This window comes from Streptomyces sp. NPDC056480 (genome assembly GCF_042795405.1).
Taxonomy (GTDB): Bacteria; Actinomycetota; Actinomycetes; order Streptomycetales; family Streptomycetaceae; genus Streptomyces.
Window position 1 is genome coordinate 1 of the sequence record NZ_JBHTSA010000087.1, and the last position, 11,822, is coordinate 11,822.

Below are 11,822 nucleotides of genomic sequence, written 5' to 3' on the forward strand. Positions count from 1 at the left end.
TTTCGGGGGGGCGGCGGGTGGGCCGGCCGACCGGCCGGCGGATCCGTGGCGCCGGAAGCGCCGGAAGCGCCGGAAGTGCTGGGCGGGGGCGGTGGGGAGATCCTGGAAGTGCCCCTTCGTGAAGGGAACGGACCATGGTCACCCTCCTGACGACCCCGGCCGACCGCGAGCTGGTCATCACCCGCACCTTCGACGCCCCGCCGGCCCGGGTCTGGGAGGCGTGGACGGCCCCCGAGCACGTACGGGAGTGGTACGGGGCGTCCGGGCTGAGCACGACGGTCGTCGACATCGATCTGCGGGTGGGCGGCGCGTGGCGCTGGGGCCAGACCGCCCCGGACGGTCAGCAGATCGTCTTCTCCGGCAGGTACGAGGACGTCGTCCCGGTCGAGCGGCTCGACTACACGGAGGTCTTCGAGCAGATGCCGGACGGGGAGCCGGTCCGCGTCACGCTCACGTTCGACGCGACTCCGGACGGTGGCACGGCCCTGACCAGCACGTCCTTCTGGCCGTCGAACGAGATCAGGGACCAGTCGCTGGCTGCGGGCATGGAGGCGGGGGTACGGGAGCAGTACGACCGGCTCGCGGAGCACCTGAAGTCGATGTGAGGGCCGGCCCTCCCCGCCCGGTCACGGGCGTCGGAAGAGCGCCGTCCAGAGGAAGGCCTCCCCGAAGGCGGGGGAGCCGGCGCTCTCGTCGCGCATGCGACGGACCTCGACATCGGTGAGGTCGGCGAAGATGCCGCGCAACGAGGCGTCCGTATAGGCGAGTCCGCCGTCGAGTCCGCCCTTCCGGTAGAAGTCGGCGTCGGGCAGTTCGGAGCCCATGCCGCCCTCTCCGGCGGCGAACGCGGTGAGGGCGAAGTGCCCGCCGGGGGCGAGGACGCGGTCCAGGAGCGCGAGGTGGCTGATGCGGCGGTGCGGTGGCAGGTGGTGGAAGCAGCCGGAGTCGTAGACGAGGTCGTACGGGCCGTCCAGCGGAGCGGTGAACGCGTCGCCGCACACGAAGCGGACGCCTTCCGCTCCGGCCTCCGCGGCGCGTTCCTCCGCCCAGCGGATCGCGGTGGCGGAGAGGTCGACGGCGTCCACCCGGTACCCGAGCGACGCGAGGTACAGACTGTTCCGCCCGGGCCCGCACCCGAGGTCGAGCGCGCGGCCGCCTCCGGCCGGGAGCAGCCCCCGCTCGACGTACGAGACGAGGTTCTCGTCGGGCTTGGCGACGAAGAACGGCACGGGCTTGTCCCGGTCGGAGTAGAAGCCGTCCCACCAGTCGGCGCCCCCCTCCGTCCACCGGTCGGCGGCGGGCGCGAAGAGCCCGTCGAGCAAGGTCAGGACGTCGTCGATCGTGCGGATTCCACGGTTGTCCGGGTCCATCGTGATCCCCCTCCGAGTCGATCTCCAGGGTAGGGGGTGGAGGGGTGAAAGCCCAGGTCAGGGGTGGTGTGCGGAGGTGCTCTGCGGGTGCTGGGCGCCTTGGGGGCCGCCGTGCGACCCCGCGGGGGCCGTGCTCTTCTCGGCGGGCGCCTCCTGCCCGCACAGCCTCGGGAAGGGGCCTTCCGGGGCGTCGCCCAGGCAGGTTTTCGTACGGGATTCCAGCCTCGTTCACCGGTGTGCCCCCGGCTGGATTGAACGGGTTCGAAAACCTGGTTCGGTGGTCACCCGCCTCTGCTACTGTCGGCCTGCTTGCGCGGGGGACGAGCGGCGAGATCATGAGACCCCTTCCCCGCGCCGTATGCCCTGGGGAGGGACTTCTACGTGATCAGCCCGTTGGATCGACGGCCGCGCCGTCGTGTGCTCGGCCGCATCGCACTCACCGTCAGCCTCGCGGTGACGGCCGGCGTCGGCACCACCGTGGGGGCGACGGCCGACACGCCCGGCGCGTCCGGCGAGGCCGTCGTCGTCAGCCCGGGAGCACGCTTCGTGCCCCGTGCCACCCTCGTTCTCAACGCGGGGGAGACCGGCTTCCTGACGGCGCGGGAGGGCGACGACCGGCTGCGCTGGATCGACTACGCCACCGGCCGGGCCACGGTCCTCGACCACCGGCTGCCGAAGCCGCTCGCGTACGACGTCGACGAGTACCGCTTCACCGCGTACCCGGCGGACTTCGGCCACGGCTCCGACACCGTGGCGATCCACTCGGAGAGCCCGACCCCGCACGTGACGCTCCAGCAGCGGGCCGGCGGCGGGGCGACGGTCGAGGTTCCGATACCGGAGGGCCAGACGTACGTCGCGACCTACGGCGACACCGTCATCACCCGGACCGGCACCGAGCGCGCCGTCACGAGCCTGCACCTGCTCCGCGCGGAGGCCGGCGGAATCCGGGAGCAGAGGCTGGAGGGGCTGCCCGAGGGCTGGAACCTCTCGATCAGCGAGGGCGACGCGCGGTCGGTCGCCGTCCGTGGCATCAAGTGGGCCGACTCCACGATGAGTCAGGGCTGGTGGGTCGTCGACCTGGCGAGCGGGAAGCTCACGACGCTCTCCACCCACGGCGAGAGCGTCTCCTTCGACCGGGACTCCGTCTTCCACTACGGTGCTCCGTCCAACAGCGAGGCGCAGGTGTACCGCCGCGACGACCTGGACGCGGCGCCGGCCACCCTCGACCTGCGGGACGTCGCCTCCTACGACGACGTGGTCCGGCCCCTCGGCGACTCCTTCATCACCGTGACCCCGCCCAGCCCCGGCAACGACGGCGGATACCGGGGCAACCACCTCGTCCAGCGCGGCATCACGGGGAGCTGGAAGTCCCTGCTCGCCGTGGCCTCCCCCTCGGTGCACCGCACCCCCGACGGCTCGCTCCTGGTGGCCGGAGCGGAGCAGAACACCAGCTACGGAGCCCTCGACTGGGGGTACCACCTCGTCACCGAGGCCGCCGACGGCACCGTCACGCGCAGGCGCGTCGCGGACATCGAGGACATGGAGGCCAAGCCCGCCGGGATCTCCCTCGGCAGCGGCATCCTCACCACCTCCGACGACTCGAACTACTACGCCCCCCACACCTACGTCGGCGGCTACCGGAGCACCTGGCTGAAGACCTCCGGCCGACCGGAGGAGCTGCGCTCGACGGTCGACGGACTCACCAGCGGCAACGACGCGGACTGCACCGACAACGAAGGCGCCTACTGCGTCTCCATGTTCGCGAGCGGGGACGGCTCCCACGGCCGGACGGCGGGCACCGAGCAGGACCTGACCATGCTCTACCGGAACGGATCCGCCGAGTGGGGCCCCCGCCTCTCGTCGGGGCTCGGCAGCCCCCGGCTCGTCGACCTCTCCGGCCGTTTCGGAGTCGTGAACCAGGGCTGGGGCGGCACCCAGGCGGTCGTCGAGTTCCGCGGCACCGACTCCGGCGCCGTGCTGCGGAAGCGCGAGCCGGTCGCGTCGGCCGTCTGGGGCAGCACGCTGTGGAGCGCGGTCGGCCGGTGGAACGACACGGGTGACAACGTGTCGACCACCGTGGTCTCGAAGACGCTTCCTGCGGCGGCCGCCACCGTGAGGTCCTTCAACGCGGGCTGTGTCCCCAGCGAGCTCCAGGCCGTGGGCCGCTGGGTGTACTGGAAGTGCGAGAACTACTGGGGCGACTTCAAGGGTGCGGGCCTGTACGACCAGGCCAACGGGCGCACGCTGCGTCTCGGCACCGAAGGCGTGCTGCTCGGCGACGGGTACTTCGTCTCCCGCTCGGACGCCTCGGGTCTCACCCTGTACGACGTGCACGGCTTCCTCCCGACGAGCGGTGACCCCGCCGACGTCCCGCAGCGCGTCGTGGCGACCCCCGCCGACCTCGGCGGGAGCGTCGGGCGCCGGTCCGGCTGGACCGTCGACCGCTTCGGCGGACACGTCGCCTACACCGGCGACGACCGCCGGGTGCGGATCGTCCCGTCCGGCGTGCCGACGTCCCGGATCGCCGTCATCGACACCGACGCCGCGGCCGCCTTCAACCTGAGAACGGCCGCCTGGAAGCCCCGCTGGTGGCTCTCCAAGCCCGCCGCCTCCTGGACGTTGACGCTCAGGCTCAAGGCGACCGGCAAGGTCGTCCGGACCTTGGGCGGGGGCGAGGCGCGCGGCATCATCGGCTCCGCCTGGGACGGGAAGGACGCGGCGGGACGGCCCGTCGCGAACGGCGCGTATACGTGGACGCTCACCGCGAAGGCGGCCGACGGTGTCCAGGCGGACCTGTCGGTCGTGGGAACGGTGTCGGTGACCGGTGGTGCCGCGGTGTGGCGCGACATGGGCGACGACGGCGTGGGCGACCTGCTGGCGATGGACCCCGCCGGTGCGATGTCGATGTACCGGGGTACGGGCACCGGAGCGCTCTCGGCGCGGATCGCCGGCACGGGGTCGAAGTTCGCCGCGTCGACGGTGTTCGTTCCCCTCGGCGATGTGAACGCCGACGGGTGCGCGGACGTCCTCGCCCGGGTCGGCGACCAGCTCCGGGCGTACCGGCCGGGGTGCGGACAGGTGGTGTCGGCCTCCTCGCCGTACACGACGATCGGCGCGGGCTGGGGTCAGTACGACGTGCTGACCTCTCCCGGAGATGTGAACGGCGACGGCCACGGAGATGTGGTGGCGCGTCAGGCGGCCACCGGGGACATGTACTTCTACGCCGGTACGAGCGACCACCGGCTCACGACGCGTGTGAGGATCGGCACCGACTGGAAGCTGTACAAGAGGATCGCCGGCGCCGGTGATCTCAACGGCGACGGCCGCGGTGACCTGCTCGGTGTCGACGCGGCGGGTGTGCTCTGGCGGTACTACGGCACCGCCGCCGGCGGTGTCACCGCGCGGGTGAAGGTCGGCGGCGGCTGGGGCGCCTACTCGGCGCTCGTCGGCGTCGGAGACCTCTCGGGCGACGGGCGCGCGGACCTGCTCGCCCGCGACACCACCGGGAAGCTGTGGCGGTACAGCGGCACCGGGACCGGCGGGTACGGCGGGCGGGTGCTGATCGGTTCGGGCGGCTGGAACGGTTTCAAGGGTCTGTACTGACGCTCATCCCACCCTTCCCACCCTTCCTACCCTTCCCACCCTTCCGCCCCGAGGGCCCGGCCGTCACGGCCGGGCCCTCGGGCTTTCGCCGGGCTTCCGGGGGCTTCCGTCGGGCTTCCGTCGGGCTTCCGTCGGGCTTTCGCGCGGCGAGCCGGGCGCGCGGAGGAAAGGCGCCAATCTGGCAGATGCCCCGGACCTACCCCAGGCCGAAAGCCCTCGGGTGTGAACCAGGGCGTATGGGGATATGGGGGATGTATGTGTTGTGCCGTGCTGTCCGGTACGTGTCGCGCGCGATTGGCCGGACTCCTCCTTTGCCCCCATGTCGGGCCACGGCTAGTGCCATTGGCGGCCGGGGCCTCCGCTCCCCATCATCGTCCGGGGTGCGCCGCACCAGCCATCGGTGAGGCCTTCGAGGAGGCGACGACCGTGCAGACGAACGACGTGCCGGTGGTGGGGAACGGGTGACCGTCTTCACCGGTCACCGCCTCGCCCGACTCATCGCCGACCGCACCGGGCGGCCCGCCCTCGGGCACGACGCCGACGTCGTCGGCCGCGTGCTGCCGTTCAGGGTCGGCTCCCACGCGGCCGACGAGCTCATCGACTGGTCGCGCGCCCCCGACGACCCCCTCTTCCGGCTCCTCGTGCCCCATCGCGAGCTGCTCGCCCCCGCGGACTTCGCCGCCGTCGAGCAGACCCTGCGCGACGGCGACCGGGACCGACTACGGCTCGTCGTCGACGGCCTGTGCGAGCGGCTCGACCCGCACCCGGCCGGCCGGGACACCGCGGCCGTCCGGTACACCTGCCCGGGCACCCTGCTCGTCCTGCCCGACCGGTGCCGCAGCTGCCCCGCCCACTGCGCGTCCTGCTTCCGCCGGCCCCTGTCCGCAGGCGACCCGGCGCTCGGACGGTCGCGGGGCGGGCCCGAGGCGATGACGGCCCTCCTGGCCCGGCACCCGGAGATCACGGACGTCGTCCTCGACGGCGAGGACCCGCTCGCCCTGAGGGCGGCCGAGCTCGACGCCTACCTCGCTCCGCTCCTGGCCACTCCCCAGGTACGGACGATCCGCATCCGGACGAGGGCCGTGGTCCACACCCCGGAGCGCTTCCTCGCCACGACCGATGACGTCGCCGACGCCGACGACCTGCTCCGCGTCCTCGAACGGGTCGTCGCGGCCGGCCGCCACCTCTCGCTGCTCCTCCACCTCACCCACCCCCGGGAGCTCGACCCGGCACCGACCCGCCGGGCCGTCGCCCGCGTCCTCGCGACGGGAGCGGCGATCCGCACCCAGGCCCCCGTCCTCCGGCAGGTCAACGACGACGCCGGGGTCTGGGCGCGCATGTGGCGGGAGCAGACCGCGCTCGGCCTCGTCCCGTACCGCATGCTCGTCGAGCGCGGCGCGGGCGCGCGCCGCTGCTTCGGCCTGCCGCTCGCCGAGGTCCTGGACGTCCACGCGGAGGCGCTACGGCGGTGGGCGCGGGGGCTCGCGCCCGTCCTCGGCGCCCCGGTGATGTCCACGGAGCTGGGCGCGCTCGCCGTGGACGGCGTCGTCCGGCTCGGGCAGGGCCCGGCCTTCGCCCTCCGCGCGCTCCGGGCCCGCGATCCCGCTCTGGCCGGAGCCGTGGCGTACGCCCGCTTCGACCCGGCGGCGAGGTGGTGGGACGAGCTGACCCCGTACGGGCCCCGGGACCGGATCCTGATCCCGGGGGAGCCGTTGACGGCGGCTGACGTGGTGGGGTGAAGGGGCTTGGCCGCTCCCGGGACGTCAGGCCGCGGGCGGGGCGAGCAGACCCGTGTCCTGGCCGGCGCGCCGGAGCGAGTCCGCGACGAAGCCGTTCGCCTTCAGCTCCTCGACGGTGGAGCGGAGGAAGGCGACGGTCTCGGGACTGCGGTCGACCGTCGTGCCGACCGCCTGCCGGATCTCCATGAACCGGCCCTCGATCAGCCGGACTTCGGGGTGCTCCTGGGCGTACGAGGTCATGGGCTGGCGGATGCCCGCGCCCACCTCGAGACCCTCGGCGCGGAAGGTGTCGACGCCCTCCGCACCGCGCACGACCGTCGCGTGGGTGAGGGAGCGGGAGAGGAACAGGTCGTACGCGGAGCCCTGCTTGACGCCGATCCGGACGCCGGGCGCGTCGACGTCCTCGACGGTGGTCAGTCCGGAGTCGCGCGGGACGGCGTACACGCCCTCGATGACGACGTACGGGGCGGTGAACGCGACCTCCGTCTCCCGGGCCGGATCCACGGCGAGGAAACAGAGGTCGGCCCGGCCGTCGGCCATCGCGTCGAAGGACTTCCGCGCCGCGTCGAAGCAGAGCAGCTCCACGGGAAGCCCGAGCCGCGCCCCGATCTCCCGCGCCAGATCGACGGTGATCCCGGACGGCGCCTCGGGGGTGCCCTGGGCGAGCACCGGGTTCCCGAGGTTGATGGAGGCGCGGAGGGTGCCCGTGGGGGCGAGGTCGGCGGCGAGGCCGGCGGGGGTGGCGGAGGCGGGGCTCGGCGTGTGCGTCATGAAGGTGGAGTCTAGGAAGCGTCGTCGGCGGGCTCGCGGTGCAGTCCGCCGAGGAGGGCCAGGTCCTCGTCGGTGAGCCGGATCGCGCCCGCGTCGACGTTGGCGGCGAGGTGGTCGGGGTCGCCGGTGCCGGGGATGGCGAGGAGGTGCGGGCCCTGGTGGAGGGTCCAGGCGATCCGGATCTGGGCGGGGCTCGCGCCGTGGGCCTCGGCGACGGCGAGGACCTCGGGGCTCTCGGGGGCGGTGGCTCCGCCCTGACGGCCGGCGGCGGCGATCGCGTAGAAGGGCACGAACGCGATGCCCTGCTCGCCGCAGCGGCGTACGAAGTCCTCGTACTCGGGGCGGACCCCGATCCCGTACATGTTCTGCACGCAGACGACGGGGGCGATCGCCTGCGCCTCGGTGAGCTGCTCGGGGGTGATGTTGGAGACGCCGAGATGGCGGATGAGGCCGGCTTCGCGGAGCTCGGCGAGGGCGCCGAAGCGCTCGGCGATCGAATCGGTGCCGACGATGCGGAGGTTGACGACGTCCAGGTGGTCGCGGCCGAGCTGGCGCAGGTTCTCCTCGACCTGGCCGCGCAGGCCGGCGGCGGTACGGGCGTGCGGGCCCCAGGCGCCGGAGGCGTCACGGCAGGGGCCGACCTTGGTGGCGATGACGAGGTCGTCGGGGTAGGGCCCGCCGAGGGCGCTGCTGATCAGCTCGTTGGCGGAGCGGAGCGGGGAGAAGTAGAAGGCGGCGGTGTCGATGTGGTTCACGCCGAGGTCGACGGCCTTGCGCAGCACGGCGATCGCCTCGTCGCGGTCGCGTGGCACGGCGTGCTCGACGAGTGCCTCACCGCGCTGGGGCAGCCGCATGGCCCCGAACCCGATGCGGTTGACGGTGAGGTCCCCGAGGATCCAGGCGCCGGCGGCGGAGGCGGCGGTGGGAGGGGTGGTGGAGGTGGGGGTGGTGGAGGGGGTGGTGGTGGTCATGCGGGGATGATTCCCCAGGGGGTGGGGGACCGCCATCGGATAAAGGATTCCGCTTATCCGTCCTGGATCCGTCCTGGATCCGTCCTTGGATCCTTCCTGGGATCCGTCCTCCTCCGGCGTCCTGTCCCGCCCCGACCTCCCGAACACCCCTCGTACCTCCGGGGGTTGGCCCTACCCCCGGGCCGCGTGCCTGCCGGATGGGACGGGAGGTCCGGCTTCGACAGGCTGTGGGCATGACAGCGAATCATGGACGCAGCGCTTCCCTCCTCGGTCTCTCCGTCGCCATCGTCGCCGGGCTCGGCCTCGCCGCCGGCGGCGTCGCCCCCGCCTCCGCCGCCGGGCTCGACTGGGGGGTGTGCGACCCCGCAGTCAAGCCGCTTCCCGGGCAGCAGTGCGCCAAGCTCTCCGTACCCCTCGACTACGCCCGTCCCGACGGGGAGCAGATCCAGCTCGCCGTCTCCCGGCTGCCCAGCGCGCGGCACGAGGCGCGGCGCGGGGCGCTCATGGTGATTCCCGGTGGGCCCGGCAGCTCCGGGGTGCAGCGGTTGGCGCAGAAGGGTGCCGCTCTGGCGAAGGAGATGGACGGGGCGTACGACCTCGTGGCGTTCGACCCGCGCGGGATCGGCGGCTCGGCCAAGGCGCGATGCGGGCTCGACGAGGGCGACCGGTGGATGATGACGCTGCGGTCGTGGCCGAGTGCGGACGGCGGCATCGACGAGAACGTCGCCCGGTCGAAGCGGGTCGCCGAGGCCTGCGCCCGGAACGGGGGTGCCATGCTGCGCGGGCTGACCACCGCCAACCAGGTGCGGGACCTGGAGCAGTTGAGGAAGGCGCTCGGCGAGCGGAGGCTCTCGGCGTGGGGCGTGTCGTACGGGACGTACGTGGCGGCCGCGTACGCCGAGAAGTTCCCCGGGCGGACCGATCGCTGGGTACTGGACAGCAGCAACGACCCCGACCCGAAGCGGGTCGCCCGGGGCTGGCTCGAGGGCATGGCGCAGGGCGCCGAGGACCGGTTCCCGGACTTCGCGGACTGGGCGGCGCACCCGGACCGGGCGGTCGAGGGGGTGCGGCTCGCGGAGCGGCCCGAGGACGTCCGGGCGGTCGTCATGGATCTGGCGGGCCGGCTCGACCGGGAGCCGCATGCCTCGGTGCTGCCGGGTGCGCCGGGCGAGCCCGTGAAGCCGGGCCCTCCGCTCACGGGCTCGATGCTGCTCCAGTCGCTCCAGCTCGCGCTCTACTCCGACGGCTTCTTCCCGTCCTTCGCGCAGCTGGTGACGGAGGCGCTCGACCCGGAGGGCGAGCCGGTGCTGCCGCGTGAGCTGGCGGGCGCGATGCCGGACGACGCCGCGGCCATCACCGTGGGAGTGATCTGCAACGACGTGAACTGGCCCGCGTCCGTGGCCGCGCACGAGCGGGCCGTGGCGGAGAGCCGCGAGCGGTTCCCGCTGACGGCGGGGATGCCGGCCAACATCACCCCCTGCTCCTTCTGGAAGGGCGGCGCGGCGGAGAAGCCCGTCCGCATCACCGACCGCGGGCCGTCCAACATCCTCATGATCCAGAACCTGCGCGATCCCTCCACTCCGTACGCCAAGGGGATGGGGATGCGGCGCGCCCTCGGCGACCGCGCCCGGCTCGTCTCCGTCGACCACGGCGGGCACGGGGTCTACCTCGGGAACGGGAACGCCTGTGGGGACCGGGCCGTGACCCGCTTCCTGACCGAGGGCGTCCGGCCGGACGCGGACGTTCTCTGCCGGTAGGCCGCGCCCGCACACCACCGACGTGCGGGAGCCCGGTTCGACGTACGCGCGCGGGAGCCCGGTCGGAATCCTTCCGACCGGGCTCCCTTCCGCCGTCGCTCAGACCTTCGCAGGCTCCGGCTCCGGCTCGCGTTCCGGCGCCGGGCCGCCCTTCGCCACCGTCACCTCCGTCTGCTCCGCCTCCGTGTCCACGTTGAACTCCGCCAGGAGTTCCTTGCTGAAGCCCCAGAAGTACGTCGCCATGAAGCCCGCCAGGTAGCCGACGATCAGGCCGCCCGCGTAGATCGCGATCGTCTCTCCCAGGCCCTTGTTGCCGTCGAGGAGCGGGAAGAGGGCCCAGCCCGAGGGGCCGATCGCCGTCGAGCCGACCGTGTCGCCCAGCATGCTGAACAGTCCGACGAAGCCGCCGCCGAACGCTCCGCCGACGCAGGCCGTGACGAAGGGGCGGCCGAGGGGGAGGGAGACGCCGTAGATGAGGGGCTCGCCGACGCCCAGGAAGCCGGCCGGGAGAGCGGACTTGATCGTGCGGCGGATCGAGCCGTTGCGCGGGAGCTTCAGGTAGACGGCCATCGCCGCGCCGACCTGGCCCGCGCCCGCCATCGCCAGGATGGGGAGGAGGACCGTGTAGCCCTGCTGCTCGATGAGCGTGGTGTGGATCGGGATGAGGGCCTGGTGCAGGCCCAGCATCACCAGCGGCAGGAACAGGCCGCCGAGGAGGAAGCCCGCTCCGGCGCCCGCGTGCGCGAGGAGCCAGTTGGCGAACTCGCCGATGGCCGTGGAGATCTCACCGGCCACGAACATCAGGCCGAAGATCGTGACCAGGCCCGAGATCAGGACCGTCAGGGTCGGGGTGACCAGGACGTCGAGGGACTCCGGCACCCAGCGGCGGCACCACTTCTCCACGTACACCGCGAGGATCGCCGCGCCGAGCGCGCCGAGCACACCGCCCTGGCCGGGGGAGAGCGTCTGGCCGAAGGCGTCGATCTTGGCGACGCCCGGGAAGACGATGATCGCCGCGACCGCGCCGCCGAGGATCGCCGTACCGCCGAACTCCTTCGCCGTGTTGTAGCCGACGAAGACCGCGATGAGGGCCATGAAGCCGCTCGCCATCGCGGCGAGCGCGGGGGTGACGCCGGGCAGCCAGCCGAGGTTGATCAGCAGGCCGTTGAGGCCGGCGATGATGCCGCAGCCGATGAGCGCGGGGATCAGCGGGACGAAGATGTTCGCGATCCGGCGGAGGAAGAGCTTGAACGGGGTGGCGTTCTTCGCCTTCTGCGCCGCCTTCAGGGCCGCGCCCTGCGCCGCGAGGTCCTCCGCCGAGTGCGCCGGCTCCGGGGCCGCCGCCACCAGGGCCTCGATCTCCGGGGTCACGCGGGCGACGGTGCCCGGTCCGAGGACGATCTGGTACGTGTCGTCCTCCACCACGCCCATCACGGCGGGCAGTGCCTTGAGGGCCTCGTCCTGGACGAGCGAGCGGTCGCGCAGACCCAGCCGGAGGCGGGTCATGCAGTGGGCCACGGAGCCGATATTCTCGGCGCCGCCGACGAGGGGGAGGATCGCGGCGGCGATGGCGCGGTTCTTGTCGTCTGTGCTCATGGTGCGGTGGTGCCT

8 protein-coding genes are annotated in these 11,822 nt (G+C 73.0%); 4 read left to right on the top strand and 4 right to left on the bottom strand.

Annotated elements, in window-relative coordinates; genetic code table 11:
- Window positions 1-134 precede the first annotated feature (134 nt).
- Window positions 135-605, top strand: a complete 471-nt coding sequence (locus ACFQ79_RS29465; protein ID WP_383589151.1) for an SRPBCC domain-containing protein — start codon at window positions 135-137, stop codon at window positions 603-605.
- A gap of 21 nt (window positions 606-626) precedes the next feature.
- Here the strand turns inward: ACFQ79_RS29465 and ACFQ79_RS29470 are convergent, their stop codons facing one another.
- Window positions 627-1,370 (bottom strand): class I SAM-dependent methyltransferase, encoded by a 744-nt coding sequence (locus tag ACFQ79_RS29470; RefSeq protein WP_383589153.1) that lies wholly within the window; start codon window positions 1,368-1,370, stop codon window positions 627-629.
- Between the two features lie 381 nt (window positions 1,371-1,751).
- Here ACFQ79_RS29470 and ACFQ79_RS29475 point away from each other — a divergent pair, with 381 nt between their 5' ends.
- Window positions 1,752-4,973: an FG-GAP-like repeat-containing protein gene (locus tag ACFQ79_RS29475; protein ID WP_383589155.1), complete on the top strand. Its 3,222-nt coding sequence runs from the start codon at window positions 1,752-1,754 to the stop codon at window positions 4,971-4,973.
- A gap of 461 nt (window positions 4,974-5,434) precedes the next feature.
- Window positions 5,435-6,712 carry a lysine 2,3-aminomutase gene (locus tag ACFQ79_RS29480; RefSeq protein WP_383589157.1) on the top strand — a complete coding sequence of 426 codons (1,278 nt, stop codon included), beginning with the start codon at window positions 5,435-5,437 and terminating at the stop codon, window positions 6,710-6,712.
- 24 nt (window positions 6,713-6,736) lie between these two features.
- Here the strand turns inward: ACFQ79_RS29480 and ACFQ79_RS29485 are convergent, their stop codons facing one another.
- Together ACFQ79_RS29485 and ACFQ79_RS29490 are read right to left on the bottom strand one after the other, a co-directional pair.
- On the bottom strand, window positions 6,737-7,483 hold the full coding sequence (locus ACFQ79_RS29485) for a transporter substrate-binding domain-containing protein (RefSeq protein ID WP_383589158.1): 747 nt from the start codon (window positions 7,481-7,483) through the stop codon (window positions 6,737-6,739).
- Window positions 7,484-7,494: 11 nt separating this feature from the next.
- Complete coding sequence (locus ACFQ79_RS29490) at window positions 7,495-8,454, bottom strand: aldo/keto reductase (RefSeq protein WP_383589160.1); 960 nt, start codon at window positions 8,452-8,454, stop codon at window positions 7,495-7,497.
- Between the two features lie 233 nt (window positions 8,455-8,687).
- Between ACFQ79_RS29490 and ACFQ79_RS29495 the strand changes: the two genes are divergently transcribed.
- Window positions 8,688-10,211: an alpha/beta hydrolase gene (locus ACFQ79_RS29495; RefSeq protein ID WP_383589162.1), complete on the top strand. Its 1,524-nt coding sequence runs from the start codon at window positions 8,688-8,690 to the stop codon at window positions 10,209-10,211.
- Between the two features lie 99 nt (window positions 10,212-10,310).
- Here ACFQ79_RS29495 and ACFQ79_RS29500 read toward each other — a convergent pair whose 3' ends face one another.
- Window positions 10,311-11,807, bottom strand: a complete 1,497-nt coding sequence (locus ACFQ79_RS29500) for a PTS transporter subunit EIIC (protein ID WP_383589164.1) — start codon at window positions 11,805-11,807, stop codon at window positions 10,311-10,313.
- Window positions 11,808-11,822 lie beyond the last annotated feature (15 nt).